General features: G+C 45.4%; 21 protein-coding genes. 8 read left to right on the top strand and 13 right to left on the bottom strand.

The window, feature by feature from the left end; translation table 11 throughout:
• Positions 1-98: 98 nt before the first annotated feature.
• Entirely contained in the window at positions 99-1,301 is a 1,203-nt protein-coding gene (locus AC4JOV_RS11325; protein WP_229937477.1) for a cytochrome c family protein, read from the top strand.
• Positions 1,294-2,064 (top strand): tRNA pseudouridine(65) synthase TruC, encoded by a 771-nt coding sequence (gene truC, locus AC4JOV_RS11320; protein ID WP_491522154.1) that lies wholly within the window; start codon positions 1,294-1,296, stop codon positions 2,062-2,064. The genes AC4JOV_RS11325 and truC overlap by 8 nt, the downstream gene beginning before the upstream one ends.
• 428 nt (positions 2,065-2,492) lie before the next feature.
• Here the strand turns inward: truC and AC4JOV_RS11315 are convergent, their stop codons facing one another.
• The 5 genes from AC4JOV_RS11315 to AC4JOV_RS11295 form a co-directional block, all read right to left on the bottom strand.
• Entirely contained in the window at positions 2,493-2,771 is a 279-nt protein-coding gene (locus AC4JOV_RS11315) for a DUF7957 family protein (protein ID WP_229937479.1), read from the bottom strand.
• Positions 2,772-2,789: 18 nt separating this feature from the next.
• Positions 2,790-3,071, bottom strand: a complete 282-nt coding sequence (locus tag AC4JOV_RS11310; protein ID WP_229937480.1) for an Imm27 family immunity protein — start codon at positions 3,069-3,071, stop codon at positions 2,790-2,792.
• Positions 3,072-3,394: 323 nt separating this feature from the next.
• The gene (locus AC4JOV_RS11305) at positions 3,395-4,174 is read right to left on the bottom strand and encodes a 4-(cytidine 5'-diphospho)-2-C-methyl-D-erythritol kinase (RefSeq protein WP_229937481.1); all 780 of its coding nucleotides are present in this window, start codon (positions 4,172-4,174) and stop codon (positions 3,395-3,397) included.
• A complete protein-coding gene (gene truB / locus AC4JOV_RS11300; protein WP_229937482.1) occupies positions 4,162-5,004 on the bottom strand; it encodes a tRNA pseudouridine(55) synthase TruB in 843 nt (280 codons plus the stop codon). Before truB ends, AC4JOV_RS11305 begins: the two co-directional genes overlap by 13 nt.
• 192 nt (positions 5,005-5,196) lie before the next feature.
• Entirely contained in the window at positions 5,197-7,263 is a 2,067-nt protein-coding gene (locus AC4JOV_RS11295; protein WP_229937483.1) for an ATP-dependent helicase, read from the bottom strand.
• Between the two features lie 203 nt (positions 7,264-7,466).
• Here AC4JOV_RS11295 and AC4JOV_RS11290 point away from each other — a divergent pair, with 203 nt between their 5' ends.
• On the top strand, positions 7,467-8,375 hold the full coding sequence (locus tag AC4JOV_RS11290) for a LysR family transcriptional regulator (protein ID WP_229937484.1): 909 nt from the start codon (positions 7,467-7,469) through the stop codon (positions 8,373-8,375).
• A gap of 18 nt (positions 8,376-8,393) precedes the next feature.
• On the opposite strand, the gene AC4JOV_RS11285 is transcribed toward AC4JOV_RS11290, so the two are convergent.
• From AC4JOV_RS11285 to AC4JOV_RS11250, 8 genes are read right to left on the bottom strand one after another with little or no spacing between them, the layout of a single operon-like run.
• Positions 8,394-8,843 (bottom strand): hypothetical protein, encoded by a 450-nt coding sequence (locus tag AC4JOV_RS11285; protein WP_229937485.1) that lies wholly within the window; start codon positions 8,841-8,843, stop codon positions 8,394-8,396.
• Between the two features lie 8 nt (positions 8,844-8,851).
• A complete protein-coding gene (locus AC4JOV_RS11280; protein WP_229937486.1) occupies positions 8,852-9,442 on the bottom strand; it encodes an aminotransferase class IV family protein in 591 nt (196 codons plus the stop codon).
• An 8-nt stretch (positions 9,443-9,450) separates the two neighbouring features.
• Positions 9,451-10,368 carry a cysteine synthase A gene (gene cysK, locus AC4JOV_RS11275; RefSeq protein ID WP_229937487.1) on the bottom strand — a complete coding sequence of 306 codons (918 nt, stop codon included), beginning with the start codon at positions 10,366-10,368 and terminating at the stop codon, positions 9,451-9,453.
• 54 nt (positions 10,369-10,422) lie between these two features.
• The gene (locus AC4JOV_RS11270; protein ID WP_229937488.1) at positions 10,423-11,067 is read right to left on the bottom strand and encodes a carbonic anhydrase; all 645 of its coding nucleotides are present in this window, start codon (positions 11,065-11,067) and stop codon (positions 10,423-10,425) included.
• Entirely contained in the window at positions 11,060-12,079 is a 1,020-nt protein-coding gene (gene pyrC / locus AC4JOV_RS11265) for a dihydroorotase (protein WP_229937489.1), read from the bottom strand. Before pyrC ends, AC4JOV_RS11270 begins: the two co-directional genes overlap by 8 nt.
• Entirely contained in the window at positions 12,045-12,416 is a 372-nt protein-coding gene (gene yidD, locus AC4JOV_RS11260; protein WP_229937490.1) for a membrane protein insertion efficiency factor YidD, read from the bottom strand. Before yidD ends, pyrC begins: the two co-directional genes overlap by 35 nt.
• A gap of 52 nt (positions 12,417-12,468) precedes the next feature.
• The gene (gene asnB / locus AC4JOV_RS11255; protein WP_229937491.1) at positions 12,469-14,256 is read right to left on the bottom strand and encodes an asparagine synthase (glutamine-hydrolyzing); all 1,788 of its coding nucleotides are present in this window, start codon (positions 14,254-14,256) and stop codon (positions 12,469-12,471) included.
• Positions 14,256-15,530, bottom strand: coding sequence for an apolipoprotein N-acyltransferase (locus AC4JOV_RS11250; RefSeq protein WP_229937492.1), 1,275 nt, complete (start codon positions 15,528-15,530; stop codon positions 14,256-14,258). The genes asnB and AC4JOV_RS11250 overlap by 1 nt, the downstream gene beginning before the upstream one ends.
• Before the next feature lie 12 nt (positions 15,531-15,542).
• Between AC4JOV_RS11250 and yajC the strand changes: the two genes are divergently transcribed.
• The 5 genes from yajC to ovoA all read left to right on the top strand — a co-directional run bounded on the left by yajC (position 15,543) and on the right by ovoA (position 21,084).
• Entirely contained in the window at positions 15,543-15,830 is a 288-nt protein-coding gene (gene yajC, locus AC4JOV_RS11245; RefSeq protein WP_229937493.1) for a preprotein translocase subunit YajC, read from the top strand.
• Positions 15,823-17,394, top strand: a complete 1,572-nt coding sequence (gene secD, locus AC4JOV_RS11240) for a protein translocase subunit SecD (protein WP_229937494.1) — start codon at positions 15,823-15,825, stop codon at positions 17,392-17,394. Before yajC ends, secD begins: the two co-directional genes overlap by 8 nt.
• The gene (secF, locus tag AC4JOV_RS11235; RefSeq protein ID WP_229937495.1) at positions 17,394-18,368 is read left to right on the top strand and encodes a protein translocase subunit SecF; all 975 of its coding nucleotides are present in this window, start codon (positions 17,394-17,396) and stop codon (positions 18,366-18,368) included. Before secD ends, secF begins: the two co-directional genes overlap by 1 nt.
• Before the next feature lie 232 nt (positions 18,369-18,600).
• Positions 18,601-18,939 (top strand): DUF6394 family protein, encoded by a 339-nt coding sequence (locus tag AC4JOV_RS11230; RefSeq protein WP_229937496.1) that lies wholly within the window; start codon positions 18,601-18,603, stop codon positions 18,937-18,939.
• 45 nt (positions 18,940-18,984) lie between these two features.
• Entirely contained in the window at positions 18,985-21,084 is a 2,100-nt protein-coding gene (gene ovoA / locus AC4JOV_RS11225) for a 5-histidylcysteine sulfoxide synthase (protein ID WP_229937497.1), read from the top strand.

Raw genomic sequence — 21,084 nt, 5'->3', positions numbered from 1 at the left:
TCTAAGATCATAGAGGGAAAAGAAAAGTTGGGAGATTCGAAGGTATGTTGGGCTTTATGATTCATTAGTGTAGGTTTATTTTTCAAGGGAGAAAAGAGATGAAGTTGTTTTGGATAGTGTTTTCACTTTTGGCAGTGGATATGTTACAGGCAGAAGAGATCAGTAAGAAATATGAGACCAATGAGAACTGTAATGCCTGTCATATGGAGATCTCTAAGAGATGGGAAACCTCTAGACACTCAAATTCTCACTTCTCCAAAAATGATCTTTTCAAAAAATCGTTGGAGTACATGGTTCGGAAAAACCCTACACTGATACTGGATGAGATGAAGGTTGAGTGTGCCAAATGCCATAACCCAAGAATCACCAAAAAAACGGTGGCAGAGAAGGACAAATACCTTCTATTGATGGGGATTGAAGAGAATAAAGAAGAGATGGAGAGGGTACTGAATACCGAAAATATGAAAAACGGTATCAACTGTGTCGTCTGTCACAATATCGATGAGATCCATCTGGATAAGTCAAAAGGTTCAGAGGGAATGAACAGTGTGAAGTTCGGAAAGCAGGGGACGATGTTCGGACCGTTTGACGATGCGGTATCCCCTTATCACAAAACAGCACAGAGGGCGCACTTTATGTCGGATGATCCTACGCTCTGTTTTGTATGTCACCACAGCGCTTCGAACAGCCATGGTGTCGAAGTCTATGCCACAGGAAAAGAGTATGACGAAATGGGCTCGAAGGAAGGGTGTAAAGAGTGCCATATGAGCGAGAAGTTTGAAGGGTTTGCTTCCAACTATAGTGTGGCGGGCGACAAACCCAAGCCGAGAATGGTCAGGGAGCACCGTTTTGCGAGTGTAGACAACAGCAATATCATGATCAACTACATCGATGTCAAAAGCAGCACAAGAGGAGGGAAGTTTACCCTCACGCTGAAAAACAAAACACCGCACTTTATCCCGACGGGATACGGCCTGAGAGAGATTATCCTGCATGTCGACTATTTTGACAGGTCAGACAAAAAAGTGGGTGAAGAGAAAAAAGTATTGGCATCCAAATGGGTAGATGACAAAGGGGAGGAGACAATCCCTCATTTGGCAAAATCAAAATCAAAAGATACGAGACTGGCAGGGAATACGACAGAGGAGTATACCTTTGATGTACCAAAAGGTGCAACCCATGCAAAATACACCTTCTCCTACCGCCTGATCAGTGAAAAGATGGCGAAAGAGATCGGCGTCACTGATCCTTTCTTCCTGAAAGAGTATATCTTCTCAGAGAGAAGAATCTATCTTGACTGACGATCCAAAGAGCGGTTTGTCGGAAGCCAGTGAGAAAGAGGCGCTTGAGGTACTCTACCAGGACCGCTTTCTGATCGTTCTCAACAAACCTTCAGGACTCCTCGTCCATAAATCCCCCATTGACAGAAATGAGACCAGGTTCGCACTGCAGATCGTACGTGATCAGATAGGCCGGTATGTCTATCCCGTGCACCGTCTGGACAAACCGACCTCCGGTGTATTGCTTTTTGCGCTTGATCAAGAGGTGGCTAAAGTATTGTCAGATATGTTCCGAAACGGGGAGATCGTAAAGGAGTATATCGCTGTAGTCAGAGGCTACAGTGAAGAGGAGGGGATGATCGATCATCCCCTCAAACAGATGCTTGATACCAAGGCCCAAAAAGCGCAGGGGATCACCAAGGAAGCCCAGGAAGCTCAGACCTACTACAGACGTCTGGCAACCATAGAGCTGCCTTATCCTGTAAGCCGTTATCCCGTTGCCAGGTACTCACTGGTCAGACTGCAACCCAAAACAGGGCGCAAACATCAGCTGAGACGCCATATGAAGCATATCTTTCACCCCATCGTAGGTGATACGAAGCATGGCAGGGGTGAACACAACAAGCTCTTTAGGGAGAAGTTTGATGTGCATAGGCTTTTGCTGCATGCAGATTTTATCTCTTTTGAGCATCCTGTCACCAAAGAGAAGTTAGAGATCAGCGCCCCTCTGGATGAAACTTACAGGAAGCTTTTTGATGCTTTTGCGTGGGATACTACGCTTTAATCTCCCTTGTTCCATCATTTGTATAGTCAAGAGAAGGGTGAGTGCGAGCTTTACTGGTTCCCAAATTGTATTTGGGAATCCATACGGAGCATGTGACACATTAGTTTAATATACTCCCAAACTCAGTTTTGGAGCGAGAGGAAAATATATAACTTTATGAGGTTTTGATCGAGACTGTTCAGGATTTTATGTCACCGATAGATAGAAATTATAGCACAATTAATTGTCTGTGATCAATCGATTTCACGTAATTAAAACACCTGTCTTTACGCTTTTTTTAGACCACATTTCTTTTGATGGTTTTCCTTATAAAATATACCAATACAGAACATTTTATAAGGTTTTCTATTGAAGGGTATAGATTTATAGGCTGAAAATGTCGCTATAGCGAATAACGTTATAAAATATGTTAGATTATAAGGTTTTGGTTATTTTGTGAATTTATTTGAAATTACTTTCCCTGTACTTTCATCTATAACGCAATCATAGCACTGAAAATTGAATGCGTGAATTTCCCCATTTTTTGATGAAATATTCGTATAGTAATCTGTTTCTGGATTGCCATTCAATGACTCAATTACCCATAAGCAATTACCATTTTTGTCATAAGCTTCAACATTTCTAGCAGCCTGATTTTTTGGATAATCCATCCAGTTAAACAGTTTAAGAACGATATCCTTGTGATTGATTATTATTGGAAATTCCATAAATTTATTCCTTTATGTTTAACGTGTATATTTGCCACTGATTTCATCATCCGAAACAACCATTAGTGCTGGTGGTCCACCACCATGTATTTCGCTTTGTGGGAAATAGAGGACCCATTTTCGATTATCTTTTGGATCTTGATAAAGTGTCTTCCAGCCAGATGTATCAACGCCAATTTCTTCTAATACCTCAGAAATTAGCCATTCAATTCTTTTGCAAACATCATCAACAATGATTTCTTTGCCATTGGATTGCCATTGACCTTCAATAATAGTTTCTTCCGATAATATCTCTTTCATCTACCCACCCCTAAAAGAACAAAGTGTCCTTATTGTTTCAGCATTAAGAGTATATCAAAAATACTTTTTGTGAAAACCTTATAAAATATATAAATTTATAAGGTTTTGTCTACGTTTTTACACTGCTCTCAGCGGAGATAAATTCTTTATTTGGTTCCCACGTTGCACGTGGTAATCCATACTCACATACGATATGCTAAAATATCGTGAATGGCTATACTGTCATAGACATTCTCACGAAAATCGTGGGAACAAAAGAAGAGAAGGGTGAGTGCGAGCTGTAGGGTGGATGAAATCCACCATAATGGTGGGATGCTCCCACCCTACGCTTTAATCCTAAAAAACGTACTTCCGCTTCCCGAAAAGAACCACCCCTCTTTGGCCTGTGGAACCTCTCCTAGCTCCGGGTAAGCGAGCAAGGCTGCAGCATAAAGATCATTGAGTATGATCGGATCGGCGATTGTTTCAAGCAGCGTTCTTGAGTCAAGTTTTTCCCACCCTGTAAAACTGCAGAGTGTGATATCATCAAGCAGATGTTTTTTGAAGGTTTTATAGACCTCTGTGGTATCACACCCGATCTCAGGCGTAAAGAGTTCCAACTGAAGCGTCTCCTCTTCAAAAGGCTCCACGATCTCACCGAAACCGCTGACATTGGCAGAGGGGTAGTTATGGATAAAGAAGGGGAGGTCGGCACCTATCTTGCTGCCCAGCTCCGAGAGCGTCTCTGTATCAAGTTTGAGTCCGCATACCTCATTGCAGAGGCGCATAAATGCCGCAGCATCCGAACTTCCCCCGCCCAGACCTGCCTGGCTCGGGATACGTTTGGTGACGACCACTTTATGGGATGTGAAAAACCTTTCCAGTGCAGGGCTTTGTGTATAACTTTTGAGACTTTGGTAAGCTCTGTAGATGGTATTGGATTCCAAAGGAACCCCTTCGCATCCCTCTATAGTAAACGTATCACATACACAAGGCTCAAATGTGATTGTATCATAGAGCGCTTCTACGCGCATAAAACGTGAAAGTAGGGTATGGTATCCCCCTCTGTGTCCGGTGATCTTCAGGAAGATATTGACTTTGGCATGGGCTTTTATGCTGTACATGTATCCTCCTCAAACTTGGGTAGTCTATTGAGCTTGTAGCTCACTTTTCCCTCTTTGATCTCTATAATGGCAAAGAAGTTGGAGGTCTCTATCAGATAGGTGCCATCCTCCTTCTTTTCAAAATACTCCACGGAGAGCTTTCTCCCGAGCTCCAGGTAGTTCTCATCCCCGCTATAGAGGTTAATGGGGATGGCGAGGTGTTGGAAGGGGTTGACGGCTCTCTCCTCTTCATAGCGGAACGCCCCCTCATGGATACGGTGGAGAGAGGAGAGTGTCGCATCCACGCCCAGTCTGTCTGCGATGATCGCTCCGAGGCTTCGTATATAGGTCCCTTCACTCACCGTTGCTTCAAAATGTATAAAGGGGTGGGTGTAGTGTATAAACTTCATCTTATGGATCGTAGAGGTGATCGTTTTGAGTGCTACCTCTTTGCCTTCGCGTGCCAGTTCATAGGCACGCTTGCCGCCGATCTTTTTGGCGGAGAACTTGGGAGGGTAATAGGTCAGTTCACCTTCCAGCGAACGCAATACCTCTTTGACCTGCTCCTCGCTGAAAGGCGCCACTTCCTGGATGGAGTCTACATTTTCGATATCGAGACTCGGTGAGTTTGCCCCAAGCCAAAGTGTGGCACGGTAGCTCTTCGGGGTTTTATCAAGATACTGAAAGAGTTTGGTATAGACACCCGTAGCGACGATCAGGCATCCCGTGGCAAAAGGGTCAAGTGTCCCTGAAAAGCCTACCTTTTTGGTGCCGTATTTGCGTTTCACATACCCCATATAACCGTTGGATGAACGGAAGATCGGCTTGTTTACGACAAACAACCTATTCATTAAAAGACCTCTTTTAATGAGAGATAAGAGGGAGCAGGGAGCAGGGAGCAGTTTTGGTATGTTTTGCTGTGCAAAACTTTGATGATAACGTAGTGAATAGATGTCACATTATTCCTTCGTAGGTCGGGGTGTCCTCACCCCGACAATAGTGATATAAGAAAGCTGTCGGGGTAGGGATACCCCGACCTACGATCAGACCGGTTGTACAAAAGAGCTGAGTATCTCTTTTTTGTTGCCGCCGAAATTGATCAGAAGTTTATACTCTTTGCCGGATTTATTAGCCGCCTGAACGCGCCCGATACCAAAGATCTTGTGTTTGACGAGGTCGCCTTTTTTGAAGGCAGAACTTTTGGTGATCTTCAGCGAGGCATCCTGTATCAGGCCTGCTTCACCAAGGAAACGGCTTTTGTCTATCATCTTTCTTCGGCCCTTGTAGAAGCGGCTGTCGACATAACAGAGCGTGAGATCGGATTTGGCCCTGGTGATGGCTACATAGCCCAGTCTACGCTCCTCTTCCATATTGCATCCTTCACCCAGCAGCGGGAAGAACTCCTCTTCCATCCCGATGACAAAGACATGCTCGAACTCCAAACCTTTGGCCGCATGGATACTCATGATCGTAATGGCATTCTCTTCTATCTGGTCCTGATCACTTTGGAGGGAGATGTCATTGAGGAATTCATCAAGATTGAGTTCCAGGTTTTTCGCGACGGCATCCCTGAAGTATCCGTAAAACTCATCGATGTTCATGTTGCGTTCAAACCCGTCTACCATGGCTGCATAGTGCTCTTTGAGTTTGATACGCTCTTCAAAGAGTGTGATAAAGTTTTCAAGTGAACCTGCAGCCTCTTCCCGTAGGAAGGTGATGTCTTCAACCATTTTTTCCAGTGCCGTTGCCACTTTTTTGCTGATGACAACAGGCAGTTCTCCGGTTAACATTCTCTCAATGTAGGCAAATACCGAAAGGTGTGTATCATATGCGGCTTTCTGCAGTTTTTCAATAGAGGCTTTACCGATACCTCTTTTGGGTTTGTTGATAATACGCAGCAGTGAGAAGTCATCATAAGGATTGGAGATGACTCTGAAATAGGAGATGATATCTTTGATCTCGGCCCGTTCGTAGAAGCGCATTCCGCCGATCAGCTTAAAGCTGAGTCCTTCTTTGGTGAACCCCTCTTCCAAAGATCTTGAGAGTGCATTGATACGGTAAAGAACGGCGATCTCTTCGGGATCAACCCCTTTGTCCAAAAGTGCCTCTATCTCATGCGCGATCGATTTGGCTTCCATGGATTCATCCAGAGAGTGCAGGAGTTTGACTTCTCCCCCTTTCCCTTTGTGACTGACAAGTTTTTTGCCCAAACGTCTTGAGTTGTGCTCGATCAGTGTATTGGCTGCTTCCAGGATAGGTTCGGTAGAACGGTAGTTGGTCTCCAGCTTCACGACTTTAGTACCCTCAAAATTCTCTGAAAACTCCAGAATATTTCGTATATTTGCGCCTCTCCAGCCGTAGATACTCTGGTCATCATCACCCACGACACAAAGGTTGCCGTGTTCGCTGCAGAGGTGTTCGAGCAGTTTGAATTGGAGCTCATTGGTATCCTGGTACTCATCTACCATGATATAGCGGTAACGCTCACTTGTCTCTTTACGGAGTACAGGGTCTTCATCGAGTATTTTATAGGTAAGCATCAAAAGGTCATCGAAATCTACGAGGTTATTCTCTTCGATATTTTCCTGGTACTTTTCATAGATGGCAGCCACTTTCTTATAATCAGAGAGCTCTGCATTTTTTTTCACCACTTCAGGAGGGAGGAGTGAATTTTTGTATTTCGAGATCTCTGAAGCGATGAAGGAGATATTGAGATCTATTTTCAGCTCTTTGGCAATGGTGCGTATGAGACGTTTTTTGTCATCGCTGTCGATGATCACAAAGTTATTGTTACGTCCCAGTTTTTCGATGTGGAATTTCAAAAAGAGCAGACCGAATTTATGGAAAGTGCATAGCAGAGGCGGATAACTGGACCTACCCGGCATAAGCCCCAGTGCACGCTCTCTCATCTCTGCGGCTGCTTTGTTGGTAAAGGTCAAAGTCAGGGTATTGGCAGGATCGATACCTACTTCTCCGATCAGGTATGCAAGTCTTGTTGTCAGGGTTTTTGTTTTCCCCGATCCGGCACCCGCGAGAATAAGTAATGCCCCATCGATATGCTCTACAGCTTCACGCTGTGAGGGGTTAAGCTGATTTATAATTGTTTCCATATAATCTCTTATGAACTCCTAATATCTATTAATTATACCCTTATAATGATTAAGGATGAATAGAAAAGAATAATTCTGATTTTACTAATAAGTTGAACTTATGTACTGTTAAGTATAATTTGTTATAATATTTTTCAGAATTATTTGTTTTGTATAGCGATTAATTATTGTTATCGTTGTATATATTTAAAAAAAGGAAATCAATGTTAAAAGATTTTGTTAAACTCGAGACATTTCTGACGGTTGCGAGAGAGAGAAGTTTCTCTAAGGCATCTGCTAAGCTAGGTATTTCTCAGCCTGCAGTAACACAGCAAATAAAATTTATAGAAAAATACTTAGGTGAGAAGATCATTGAACGTAAAAAGAACGGGATCAAACTCACCGCAGCGGGAGATGAACTCTACAAGATAGCATTGCGTCTTGAAAAAGAGATCCACGCCTCTGAGAATGATGTATTGAAGATCATCAACAAGGAGATCACGTTCAGACTGGGAGCTTCTTTCACGATCGGTACCTATATTATCCCTGGACAGTGTCTCAACACAATGAGCAAAGCGATCAATAATGATGTAAAGCTAAGCATTGACCTAAGTCAAAATATCGTGCAAAAGCTTAAAGACAGAAAACTGGATCTTGGTCTGATTGAATCCCCTGTGATTGATAATGACCTGATCTACAGAGAGTGGTTGGAAGATGAGCTTGTTGTAGTGAGTAATGTGCCTATCCCGAAAGTACTTAAAACTGAAGAGCTTTATGATTTTCAATGGATCTGCCGTGATGAAGGTTCACACACAAGACAGGTAGTTTCTGAGGTCTTTGAAGAGTTGGGTGTATCCTGTCAAAGTTTTGATGTACTCAGTGAGGTAAGTAATACCACAGCAGTACTTCAATCGATAAAAAAAGCGAAAAAGAACGAAGAGAAGCCTGTTGTCTCGATCATCTCCAAACATGCGATCGAAGAAGAGGTGAGCAGAGGTGAGTTGTTTGAGGCGAGACTCCGTGGTTACACGATGACACGAAGCTTCTATATAGCTTACTCTAAAGAGAATAAACATAATGCCTATGTAGAGAATGTTGTAAACTATATTCTTACCGGACACTGTGACGCCTAAGTCACAGTGGAAACTTTCCTATTTTTTTTTCAAAAACTTTTTATTTTCGGGGTTACTTAAAAGCGCTTCCATAGAGTTTTGCGTTGAAGCTTTTTTGGATAGAACTTGTGAACTGATTTCTGCATGATTGATGAGTACGGGGGTATCACCGACAAAAAGCTGTTTGATTGCCAGTAGAGGCATCGAGACGGTCGAACCGAAGTTGTCACTTCCGAACCCCGCTTCAAAGGAAAAGATCCCATCCTCGACTTTTGCACTTTGGTAGGTATACCCGCTTAAAACAAACAATACGGTATCTTTAAATGTTTCATAGATATCTGAAGGAAGCTCGGGGGTAAAAGTGATATGCTTCACCTCGCAAACGATCGCAAATTCCTGATCTTTGTCGAAAAGATAGGAGAGATGTTTGCTTAAGTGTTCTTCCATGATAGCGCTATATTCCGGTGTTTGGAAAAGATTGATCGTCATGTTCTGCCTTATGATTTTAAAATATTGATGTGACTTAGGATCTTAAATCCTAACATAGCATTCATTAAAGCCACTTTTTCATACCTCTCGAGCGAATCACTGGGGATATCTTTTTCTTGGAGGAATCCCTGATCTAGAAGATAGGCACGCATGGTTCCTTTAAGCAGCGGCTCTCTGGGAGTGATCCATGTTTTCCCGTCGAAGAAAGCGATATTGGCAATCGTCGTATCGGTGATGAGTCCCTCTTTTTCGATAATGACATCATCTGCCTCCGGGTTCTCTTCCAGGAGTCTCTCCAGTGCACTTCGATCAGCAAATTTATAGTGATAGGTGAAATCCGAAGGAACTACTTTAAGGGTCTTGATCTCTTTTGGTCTATAGGGAATGAACTCAACAGACTCCATGGTGTGGGAGTAGAGTACTCTGCATCGGTAGAGTTTTTCATCAGGGGCTTTGATCAGAGAGGAGAGGTCAAGTGTGTCAGTCAGACCAAAGAGTTCTCTCCTGCTTTTATCAAGCCGTTTTTGGTGGTACTCCAGATGATGCACCTCTCCGCCTTCACATTTGATGGTTTCTAAAAGAAGATCGGACGGTTGCATAGTAGAGATTATTCAAAGAGCTCTGTGGAGAGGTAGCGTTCAGCCGTATCGCACAGTATCGTGACGATCGTTTTGCCTTTGTTCTCGGGTCTTTTTGCCAACTCTAACGCGGCAAAGAGGTTTGCTCCGGCAGAGATACCTACCAGCAGACCTTCCTCTTTGGCAACTTTTCTTGACATCGCAAATGCATCCTCATCGGCTACAGGGATCACTTCATCGTAAATCTCTGTGTTGAGTACGCTCGGGATAAATCCTGCACCGATTCCCTGTATTTTGTGCGGTCCGGCTGATTTGCCGTAGAGTACCGAAGAGGATTGCGGTTCTACTGCCACAGAGGTGATATCCGGAAGATGCTCTTTGAGTACCTCTGAAGTACCGGTAAGAGTACCCCCTGTCCCTACTGCAGCCACAAAGATATCGAGGTGGTTATCGGTATCCTTCAGTATCTCCATTGCGGTGGTTCTTCTGTGAATATCCGGATTGTCAGGGTTGTCAAACTGCTGCAGTATGATCGCATTATCCAACTCTTTTTCAAGCTGGGAAGCCTTTTCTATAGCACCGCCCATCCCTCTGTTTGCAGGGGTAAGTACAAGGTTGGCGCCAAGGTGTGTGAGCAGCTTGCGTCTTTCGATACTCATAGACTCAGGCATTGTCAGGATAAGCTTGAGCCCTTTTGCTGCACAGATCGCTGCAAGTCCGATACCTGTATTTCCCGATGTCGGTTCTATGATCGTTGTATCCTGGTTGATCCTGCCTGCTTTCATCGCTTCATTGATCATATTGAAAGCGATACGGTCTTTGACCGATGAGGTGGGATTCATAAATTCACATTTACCCAGTATTGTTGTTCCTGTCTCTTCTGAGAGAGAGTTGATTTTGACCAACGGTGTGTTACCGATCAGTTCTGTAATGTCATGTGCTAACACAACGTTCTCCTTATGGAATTGATAGAATGTTATCCTGTCACGTATTTTAACAGATTACTTTTTACTTAACGGAATAAATTCAAAATTTTCATCGTCATAATGTTCAATGACCCCGCTTTCAAGATCATAATGCCATGCATGCAGGAAGAGCGTTCCCTCTTCAATGCGTCTTTTTACCCCCGGGTAGGTCAGCAGGTTCTCAAGCTGGTAGACGACAGATATCTTTTCCGTGTAGCGCAGCATCTCTGTACGGTCTTTATCCTTGTAGGCAAGCGAAGCGACCTTCTTTGCCTCCCTGCCGAGATCAAGCCACTTGATCGTGTGCAGGTTTTCAGGTGTATGGGGGAGCTCTTTATACAATGCCTCTATGGCACCGCAGTGGGAGTGCCCGCAGACAATGATGTCTGAAACCTCCAAGATGCTTACGGCATACTCGATGGCTGAGGCGGTAGAGTGGTAATCCTCATCAGGCTTATAGGGCGCCACAAAGTTTCCGACATTGCGTATGATGAAAAGATCACCCGGTTTCGCACCGGTGATCATATCGGGCATTACGCGCGAGTCGCTACACCCGATAAAAAGCGCTTTGGGGTTTTGGCCCTGTTCTACAAGACGCTTAAAACGCTCTTCATTCTTTTTAAACTTGACTTGCTGGAAGGCGTTGTGCCCTTTGACAAACTTTGTGAGTTTACTATCCAACCTTGACCTCTTTGAGCGAGTATGCAATTTCCTCTCCTGCATACATCGGTACCACACCGTTGTAGTCATTCGGTACGACATACGGTCTCTTCTCCAGCACTACCTCTTTAGCGGGAGGTGTCACACCATAGATACGACATGCATTACCGCTGATAAAATCAGGCAGCTTGTCTAAAGCATCATGTTTCTCAAAAAGTTCAGCAAGTACCTGCAGTGCGATCGGTGCGGTGAAGACTCCGGCAGCACATCCGCATGCCTCTTTGGCCTCTCTCGGATGCGGTGCCGAGTCGGAACCGAACATTACTTTCGGGTGCGCTTTCAATGCTACTTCAAGCAGTGCTTCTCTGTCATAAGGACGCTTCGCGATCGGTTTACAGAAAAGATGCGGCTGCAACATACCTCCGGCTACATCGTCAAGTGTAATAAGCAGGTGGTGCAGCGTGATCGTCGCATAGAGGTTCGGATGTCTCTCCAGGGCTTCTACACTTGCTTTTGTCGTGATGTGCTCCATAATGATCTTAAGATCGGGAAAGGCTGTTGCCAGCTCCTCATAGATGGAGACAAACTCTGCTTCTCTGTCCATCACAAATCCGTTGGTCTCTCCATGAATACAGAGAGGGAGACCGAGTTCGCTCATGGCCGTGAGGGCAGGACGAAGCGCCTCTACATCAAAACCGCTGACACCCCCTTCACTGTTGGTAGTGATCCCCGCAGGGTAGAGTTTGATCGCAGTGATCTCATCACGCACCGACTCAAGAAATGCTCTGTCATAACTCGGTTTGAAAAAGAGTGTCATATAGGGTTCAAAGGACTCATCGCCGATCGCTTCCATGATACGTGCTTTGTAGGCAACGACCTCTTCTTTGTTGGTAACCGGCGGTACAAGGTTTGGCATAATAATCGCACCGGAGAAGGTATGAGCACTCGCTTTGGCGATATTGTGCAGCATCTCTCCATCTCTAAGGTGAAGGTGCATATCAAGTGGTGAATGGATACTCAATTGTTGTGGCATCAAAGTCCTTTAGTACATAATATTGGGGTGTACCGGCTTTGGGAACAAGCCAGTAGATAATAACTATTTTGCCACAAAATTGATTAAAACGGAGTAAATCCATCCACTTAGGAGGGGTGTACTCCACCAAGGGGTAGTCGATACCCCCTTTGAAGAGTTGATTACAGCGTAAAATCCTCAGTGAAGAGGCTGTCAGCGCTTTATGGGGTGCATTGAATTCAAACTGCCATTTCGCATACTCCGAACAGCTCGGGTAGTAACGGCAATTGCCGGGCAGCATGCGGGAGATGTACTGGTAGCCTTTGATAGGTGCGATAAAGAATTTTTTGAAGTTCATTACATACTTTGGTTTTTGTCAGATTTTATCTAAATTCATCACCGTGCGTCAATCAGCCGAACTTTCTCTCTATCCATCTGCAGAGAAGATAGAGTGAAAAGATCTGATGCTGAAATCTTCCCTGTTTTCCTTCCGAAAGAAGCCACTCAAGCTGTGTTTCATTGAAAATTTTATGTTTTTTTTGCACCCTTTGGATGATTTCCAGTTCATTACTGCTCTGCAGCCATTCCAGATAGGGATAGTTAAACCCTTTTTTCTTACGGTGGATGATCGCTTCGGGAAGGTAGGTTTTGGCGATCTCCTTGATCCATCCTTTAGAGAGCTGTGCTTCTCTGAGTTCAGGGGCTGTAGTAAAAACGGTTTTGACAACTTCTTTATCTAAAAAAGGTGTGCGTGCTTCAATGCTTTGGGCCATGCTGATACGGTCGAGTTTGCGCAGAAAAACTTCGCCCAGCTGAATTTTGAGGTCCAAAAAGCTGTACCAGTCTATCGGTGCATTTCGGCCGCTCTTTTCAAGCTCTTCTCTGTATGAAGCGATCCAGTCCAATGAGTAGTTATCTTTGATATTCATCTTTAAGAGTCTGTTTTGCTGCAGGTCCGTAAAGAGCTCTGCACTGGAGCGGAAAAGGGTTTTCCCTTCGAGGATACGTTTGTACCACTCCCACTCTTTGTGCATGGAGAAGTGTGATTTGAGATAGGTTTTAAGCCAGTTTTTGTGTTTGAGATTGGAGAGCTGTTCGATATCCAGATACTCTTTGTAGGTGCGGTAGCCAAGGAAGAGTTCATCACTCCCATCCCCCGTCAGTACCACCTTGATACCCTCTTTGCGTATCTGCTTCATCAGGTAAAAGAGCGGTACCATCGCCGGGTCTGCAAAGGGTTCATCAAGGATCCCGAGTATCTCTTCCAGCGTCTCCAAAAAATCCTCTCGGGTAAAACTGTAGGCATGATGTGTAGCACCGATATGTGCTGCCACCTGTGCAGCATAGGGGCGTTCATCATGCTTTTCATACCCCTCATATCCGATGCTGAAGGTATGCAGGGGTGCGCTGGATGCGGCCAATGCCGCAATGAGTGAAGAGTCCAGTCCTCCAGAGAGCAGGGCACCGTACTTTACCTCCCCGGGAAGACGCAGTTTTACGGACTCTATCAGTTTTTGATGAATCTGATCGATCGCCTCTTTTTTTGTATGCAGTGTGATAGGGGTATCCAGCAGGGAAAAATAGCGATCTGTAGAGATCTCACGGCTTTTCGTGACAGTCACCCGGCATCCGGCCCCGACTTGAAAAACGTTTTTATCAAAGGTTCTGGGTGTTACAGCAGCCTGGTAAGAGAGATAGCATGGCAGGATCTCCCTGTCAAACTCCAAGGGTTTTAATGCCTCTATCGCTTTGAGTTCGCTGGCAAAGATGACCTGCCCCTCCATGACCGTATAGTAGAGCGGTTTTTTACCGAAAGGATCGCGAAAGAGTTTGAGACTCTCATTCTCGATGATCGCAATGGCAAACATCCCACGCAGTTTTTCTACAAAACGGTCGCCCCATTGTCGATAGGCGGCAAAAGCGACCTCTGTATCGCTTTTGGCCTCGATACCCAGTTCTTCGGCCAGTGCCAGGTAGTTATAGATCTCCCCGTTCATAGCAAAGAGCAACCCCTCTTTTTGGATGGGCTGGGTATGCGGCGTATGGATAGCAGTAATGGCTAGACGGTGCAGACCAAGAAAGCAGTGTTCGTTTTTGATCACATGGCTTTCATCCACTCCCCTGTGGGTGAGTGTCTCAAAAGCCCTTTGTGCCCGGGCCGTATCATATCTCCCCACAATGCCGAAAATAGCACACATTACTCTACCTCCCTGATCATGCCCTGTTGAATGAGGTACGAGGGCGACATATTGATACTGTGGTAGATGGTTGTATCATACTTTTTGTTGTAATAGAGCAGAAGCAGTTTTTGCAAACTCGGCTCGGTAGAAGGGACAAACCAGCCGTTGTTGCTCAGTACGATCATATGTTCGGGACGGTCTTTATAGAGTTTTTCGCTGGTGGCTTCAAAGCAGATCGCATTGCGGTATACCTTGTCTTCAACTTTGTAGTCTGTGACATCTGCACTGGCGATATAGTCCACCGCACCGTCATAAAAGACTTCATTGACCCAGTCACTGAGAAAGTCAGGCAGGGGGTTGCTCTCTCCAAAGGGTACCAGCAGGACCTTATTGGCTACCAGGATACGGTTTTTGGTGAAGATATAGGTAGAGTTACGCGGTACAGTACCGTCAGCGAAGAGCCCTCCTGTAACGATATTGATCTTTTGGGCACGGGTTTGAAGTTCGTCGATGAGTTCCTGGGAACGGTTGATAAATACGGGGAAGACCGACTCGGGCAGGATCACCAGTTTTTTATCCGCCTCGATCGCTTTGTCTATCTGCTCAAAAAGCACCCGGAAATGCTGAGGCTGAAGTGAGGTTTTCCACTTCTCCTCAACTGGAATGGCAGTAGAGACGATCTGCAGCGCTTTATCAACCGGTATCTCTCCTTTGGGGAGTGGCTGATAGGCGAGTATCATCAGGAGCAGATAGTAGGGACGCGACTGCCAGAGCGTGAAGATGATCGCTGAGAGTATAGTGGCAAACTGCCACTTCTCTATCCCCAGGTAGCTCTCTACAAAAACAAGTTCGGGTTTGAGCCAGTCAAAACCAAAAGGGTGGATATAGCTTAATCCTAAGAGCCCCAGTGCTTTCAGTGTGAGTGCCGCCAGCTCTTGAAAAGGAAATTTTGATGCGACTGTTTCACTCAGGTAGGTGATGAACCAAAAAAGCAGACCATAGATCAAAGCGATGAAGAAAAGCCCGATAGGCATTGCCCAGAGCATCTGGTAGTGTTTGAAACTGAGTATAATCCACCAAAACCAGAAGAGTCCGACAAATGCACCGCTCCAGAACCAGCTCTTGCGCTCTGAACCCAATAAGAGATAGAGTCCTACGACCCCCACTGTCGTATTTATAACAGGAGTTGAAAAGTGAAAATAATGGAGGTAAATAAAAGCCGATAAGAGAAACGATATGAAAAAGCCTCTTGTTATATCAAAGGTGTTAAAATATTGGCCAATTTTATTCATTGAAGGATATCCATGGAACAACAAGGTAGTGTAATCGGTTCATTTTTGCCACTTATCATTTTATTTGCGATCTTTTATTTTTTGATCATCAGACCGCAGCAGAAACAGCAAAAAGCGCACCGTGAGATGCTTGACAACCTTCAAAAAGGTGACAAGATCGTTACAAGCGGAGGGCTTATCGCTGTAGTTGTGAAAACTGAAGAAGATTTTATCAAAATCAAACTAAATGAAGATACGATTGTCAAACTTGACAGAACGTTTGTAGCAAAAAAAGAAGAGGTAACCGGTAGCGATGCTTAACTATAGAGTGGTCATCTTCGCTTTTGCACTGATTTTCGGGGTGGTATTTTCGATCCCGTCTTTAATGCAAAGCGAAAGCGGGAAGAAGATCACCCTGGGGCTTGATCTTCAAGGGGGGCTCCATATGCTTCTCGGTGTCAAAAACGAAGTTGCGATCGCTTCCAAGTCCAAATCCATTGCATCCAGCATCAAGTATATCTTTGATGATGAAGAGATCATTTTTGATGCATTGAAGCTGGATGAAGATACGGGTGTGGTCACATTTGAGATCTTGGACAAAGATGATATCGCCAAGGTCAACAAACTTCTCAAAGAGGAGTTGGAGGGTGTGACATTTAGCGAGAACAGTTTGAAGTACTCACTGCAGATGACTACGGAAGAGATCGAACGTACCAAAAAAGATGCGATCGACCAGGCAGTGGATACGATCAGAGGCAGACTGAACGAGTTTGGTCTGGCTGAGCCTACGGTAGCGAAACAGGGTGAAGACAAGATCCTTGTTGAGGTGCCTGGGATCAAAACCCAAGAGGATGAGCAGCGTATCCGTGAACTTATCGCACGAGCGGCACACCTGCAGTTGATGGCAGTGGATGAAGAGAGAATCGCCCGTGTACACTCGATGAGTCCGGCAGAAGCGAAAAGTTACGGTGATGTGATCTTGCCTGACGTCAATACAGGAGAGAAGTATCTTCTTAAAGGGATCCCGGTACTCGATGGGTCAATGCTCACTGATGCAAAAGTCGGATTTGATGAGAACAGCCAGCCGGTGATCAACTTTGCGCTCAACGGACAGGGGGCAAAGATATTCGGTGACTTTACAGCGATCAGCGTAGGTAAACGTATGGCCGTGGTACTTGATAACCAGGTCTACTCAGCACCGAATATCCGTGAGCGTATCGGTGGAGGACATGTACAGATCTCCGGACAGTTTACGATGGAAGAGGCACACGATCTGGCTATCGCACTCCGATCCGGATCACTTCTTGCTCCGGTTTACGTGATGGAGAAGAGAAGTGTAGGACCGAGCCTGGGTGCAGACAGTATCAAAGCAAGCTCTATGGCATTGGTACTTGGATTTATACTTGTTGTCATCTTTATGGTGATCTACTACGGTATGGCAGGTGTGGTTGCCAATGTGGCATTGATCGGTAACCTCTTTTTGATTTTAGCGATTATGTCGCTCTTCGGTGCGACATTGACACTGCCGGGAATGGCGGGTATCGTACTGACTGTCGGTATGGCAGTGGATGCCAACGTGATCATCAATGAGCGTATCCGTGAACTTCTGAACGAAGGAAAATCGATCGCCAAATCGATCGAGGACGGATACAAAAATGCCTTCACCGCGATCTGGGATGCCAACGTGACGACACTGATCGCAGCAACTGTACTCTATGCCTACGGTACAGGTGCGATCAAGGGGTTCGCGCTTACGATGAGTATCGGTATTATGGCTTCAATGCTTACCGCAATCGTGGGAACACACGGTATCTATCAGTGGGTATTGCCAAAAATGGATAAAAACAGACTGGGTTACTGGTTTGGAATAAAAGGGAGTAAATAATGGAACTGTTTAAATACGAAAAACCGCTCTCTTTGATGGCTCAGGCAAAACGCTTTGGCGTTCTTTCGATTATTCTAGTGCTTACCTCTTTGGGACTGATCTTTACCAAAGGGTTCAATATGGGGATCGACTTTGCCGGCGGTACGGTGATCCAGGTACAGTATGATCAGAAAGCCCCGATAGATGAGGTCAGAGAGGTACTTACTGCCCAAGAGGCCTATAAAGGTGCCAGCGTTACCTACTTTGGTGCAGATGAAGAGATCGTGATCAAGACGAAAACAAGCTCGAAGAGTGTCGGAGTGGATATCGGTGACCAGGTGAGAGAACTTCTCAAAGATACCAAAGGCTTTAAAGAGGTAAGACGTGTCGACATGGTCGGTGCGAAGGTCGGTTCAGAGCTTCGTGAGAAAGGGTTGATGGCGATGGTACTGGCGATCATCGGTATTTTGATCTATGTATCATTCAGATTTGAGTGGCGTTTTGCCGTGGCATCTGTGATGGCACTTGTACACGATGTGACGATTGCGATGGGGATGATCGTACTCTTCAGTGTAGAGGTCAACCTGGATATCCTGGCGGCATTGCTGACAATCCTCGGTTATTCACTCAACGATACGATTATCGTTTTTGACCGTATCCGTGAGGGGATCAGAACGATCAAAGATCCTGACCTTGCAGGCATTATCGATGAGTCGGTATCACGTACGCTTTCACGTACGACACTGACCTCATTGACAACATTCTTTGTAGTATTGACACTCTTCCTGTTCGGTGGAGAGATCATTAACGGCTTCTCATTTACACTGCTTGTAGGTGTGATCGTTGGTACCTACTCATCGATCTTTGTCGCTTCACCTATCCTGATGTGGCTTGGTTTCTCGGTAGGCGGCTTCAGAGCTAAAGAGGCCGAAAAGCTTAAGAGAGAAAAAGAAAAAGAGAAGATGCGTGCGATGTACGAACAGGGTACGCTATAACAACGCCAGCGTTGTGAGCTGTCCGCTGAGGACAACAGCGTGCTTAGGAACTTTGTTTCTAAGCAAATAAGCATAAAAAGAGAAGATGCGTGCAATGTACGAACAGGGGACGCTATAACAACGCCAGCGTTGTGAGCCGTCCGCTGAGGACAACAGCGTGCTCAGAAGCTTTGCTTTTGGGCAAATTAGCATAGTACGTTATAATAACGTCAAAGAGACTTAAGGAGTCAGAATGAACTGGGGTAAAGTTTTTTACATGTTCTTTACGCTGATGTCTTTGACGACATCAGCGGCATTTATATTTGAACATTCACTGGTTGCACTGTTTATCGCAGGATCGGTCAATGTGGTTTCTACCTTGATGAAGATCGGGGTGAGAAATGTTCTCTCTGCTGAACTACTGGCTGGTTCACTGGTAGCGGATCTGCACTTGATCCCTGCGTTTTTTGCGATGAAGTTCTATGGTAATGTGGATATGGCTGTCGGATTGGTAATCGGTGCGGTGATCGCGAACCTTTATACGATCTTCATCTCCATGATAGAAAGTGCAAAACAAAAAACAGAGTTTTAGTTCTCTGTGCATTGTATCTTCGATACAGAGAAGAGGAGTGGATTGATGCCAAGAACCCCTCTGCTCACAGGAAGTGACGCTGCGTCTAAGCGTCACGAGATCCAAACCTATTTTCACTCCTGTTACCGGCGTTACGAGTCACTCTTTGAAGTGCTTTCTGATGAAGGTGCCTATTTTAAAAAATCAGATCCGCTTCGACATCCACTGATCTTTTACTATGGACACACAGCGGTCTTTTTTATCAATAAATTCAAACTTGCAAAACTGATAGAGGACGGACTAGACCAGGAATTAGAGTCGATCTTTGCGGTTGGCGTCGATGAGATGAGCTGGGATGACCTGGATGAGAAACACTATGCCTGGCCTTCGCTCCAGGAGACTCAAGCGTATCGTGAGAAGGTTTTTAAGATTGTCAGTCGGGTCATTGACACCCTTCCCTTGGAACTCCCTATCACGGAGAGCTCTCCCTGGTGGACAATCCTGATGGGCATCGAGCATGAAAATATCCACCTGGAGACCTCTGCCGTATTGATACGTCAGCTTCCGTTGAGATATCTGAGACAACATCCAGTATGGCAAGCTTCAGAGAGGGTGGGAGCGTCTCCTCAAAACAGACTGCTTGAGGTGCCGGGCGGATCGGTAGAAGCAGGGACAGCGATACACCCTCCGCTCTACGGCTGGGATAATGAGTATGGAGAGCACAGCTGTGAGGTACCGGACTTTAAAGCCTCAAAATATCTTGTCAGTAATCAGGAGTTTCTGGAGTTTGTTGAAGATAAGGGGTATGAGACTCTATCCTATTGGAGTGATGAGGGGAATGCCTGGCGTGTGTATGAAAAAGTCTCTTCTCCTCGTTTTTGGATCCCTGCAGAAAAGGGCTATAGACTTCGTACGTTGACCGGAGAGATACCTTTGCCCCTGAATTGGCCCGTAGAGGTAAACTCTCTGGAGGCTGAAGCATTCTGCCGATGGAAAAGCAGGCAGTTGGGTATTACCGTCACTTTGCCTACAGAGGATGAATATCTTCGCCTCAGAGACTTTGCAAAGGTCCCGCCGCTTTTGTCCTGGGGAGAGAAGGCCCCGGCCAATATCGCACTGGAAGGTGCTGCTTCAAGCGTACCGGTAGACGCTTATGAACATAACGGTTTTTATGATGTGATAGGCAACGTCTGGCAGTGGACACGGACCCCTATCTACCCTTATGCGGGGTTTAAGGTGCATCCGGCCTATGATGATTTTACCGTACCTACATTTGATGGGAAACACAACTTGATCAAAGGCGGATCATGGATCAGTTGCGGAAATCTTGCGGCAGAGAGCAGCAGATACGCCTTCAGACGTCACTTCTATCAATTTGCAGGATTCAGGTATGTAGAGAGTAGCTATGAAGAGGATATCAAAACGTCGGAGTACAGGAGCGATACGCTTATTTCTCAGTATTGTCACTTCGGTTGGGGAGAGAACGCTCTTGGCGTGGCAAATTATCCCCAAAGGTGTGCCGAACTTGTATTAGCGTATATGGAGGATAGACCCAAAAGAAGAGCACTTGATGTCGGATGTGCCACCGGTCGAAGCAGTTTTGAACTGGCACGTGAGTTTGATGAGGTAGTGGGAGTGGATTTCTCCGCACGCTTTATCCAACAGGCGCAGCTTCTTAAAGAACAAGGTGTGTTACGTTATAGTATCCCTATAGAAGGAGAGCTGGAGTCTCTTGAAGAGGTCAGCCTAAAAAGTTACGGGTTGGAAGATGTCGCGCACAAAGTCAATTTCTGGCAAGCAGATGCCTGTAACCTCAAGCCTATCCATCAGGGGTTTGATTTGATCTTTGCGGGCAATCTGATCGACAGACTCTATGATCCCGGAAAATTTCTTGATTCACTGGCTGCACGCCTGAATGAAGAGGGGATGGTGATCCTCACCTCTCCGTATACCTGGATGGAAGCGTACACCCCTAAAGAGAAGTGGATCGGGGGATATCAAAGGGATGGGGTTGCGGTGACTACCTTGGATGGTCTTATGGAGCATTTAGGTGAGGATTTTAACTTGGTAGATACCCGGGAGATCCCGTTTGTGATCCGGGAAACGGCAAGAAAACATCAATATACGATAGCCCAGATGAGCGTGTGGCAAAAAAAGAGAAAGTGA

The organism is Sulfurovum sp. MH2-6 (assembly GCF_058374785.1).
The sequence above is the reverse complement of the archived record's forward strand: the minus strand, read 5'-3'. Positions and strand labels throughout refer to the sequence as shown.

Excerpts from the sequence above, each read along its gene's own strand:
- AC4JOV_RS11315 (WP_229937479.1), bottom strand. The coding sequence starts at position 2,771 with ATGGAATTTCCAATAATAATCAATCACAAGGATATCGTTCTTAAACTG.
- ovoA (WP_229937497.1), top strand. The coding sequence starts at position 18,985 with ATGCCAAGAACCCCTCTGCTCACAGGAAGTGACGCTGCGTCTAAGCGT.
- truB (WP_229937482.1), bottom strand. The coding sequence starts at position 5,004 with ATGAATAGGTTGTTTGTCGTAAACAAGCCGATCTTCCGTTCATCCAAC.
- yidD (WP_229937490.1), bottom strand. The coding sequence starts at position 12,416 with ATGAACTTCAAAAAATTCTTTATCGCACCTATCAAAGGCTACCAGTAC.
- AC4JOV_RS11325 (WP_229937477.1), top strand. The coding sequence starts at position 99 with ATGAAGTTGTTTTGGATAGTGTTTTCACTTTTGGCAGTGGATATGTTA.
- pyrC (WP_229937489.1), bottom strand. The coding sequence starts at position 12,079 with ATGCCACAACAATTGAGTATCCATTCACCACTTGATATGCACCTTCAC.
- AC4JOV_RS11280 (WP_229937486.1), bottom strand. The coding sequence starts at position 9,442 with ATGCAACCGTCCGATCTTCTTTTAGAAACCATCAAATGTGAAGGCGGA.
- AC4JOV_RS11310 (WP_229937480.1), bottom strand. The coding sequence starts at position 3,071 with ATGAAAGAGATATTATCGGAAGAAACTATTATTGAAGGTCAATGGCAA.
- AC4JOV_RS11230 (WP_229937496.1), top strand. The coding sequence starts at position 18,601 with ATGAACTGGGGTAAAGTTTTTTACATGTTCTTTACGCTGATGTCTTTG.
- AC4JOV_RS11250 (WP_229937492.1), bottom strand. The coding sequence starts at position 15,530 with ATGAATAAAATTGGCCAATATTTTAACACCTTTGATATAACAAGAGGC.
- AC4JOV_RS11290 (WP_229937484.1), top strand. The coding sequence starts at position 7,467 with ATGTTAAAAGATTTTGTTAAACTCGAGACATTTCTGACGGTTGCGAGA.
- asnB (WP_229937491.1), bottom strand. The coding sequence starts at position 14,256 with ATGTGTGCTATTTTCGGCATTGTGGGGAGATATGATACGGCCCGGGCA.
- yajC (WP_229937493.1), top strand. The coding sequence starts at position 15,543 with ATGGAACAACAAGGTAGTGTAATCGGTTCATTTTTGCCACTTATCATT.
- AC4JOV_RS11285 (WP_229937485.1), bottom strand. The coding sequence starts at position 8,843 with ATGACGATCAATCTTTTCCAAACACCGGAATATAGCGCTATCATGGAA.
- secF (WP_229937495.1), top strand. The coding sequence starts at position 17,394 with ATGGAACTGTTTAAATACGAAAAACCGCTCTCTTTGATGGCTCAGGCA.
- secD (WP_229937494.1), top strand. The coding sequence starts at position 15,823 with ATGCTTAACTATAGAGTGGTCATCTTCGCTTTTGCACTGATTTTCGGG.
- AC4JOV_RS11305 (WP_229937481.1), bottom strand. The coding sequence starts at position 4,174 with ATGTACAGCATAAAAGCCCATGCCAAAGTCAATATCTTCCTGAAGATC.
- AC4JOV_RS11295 (WP_229937483.1), bottom strand. The coding sequence starts at position 7,263 with ATGGAAACAATTATAAATCAGCTTAACCCCTCACAGCGTGAAGCTGTA.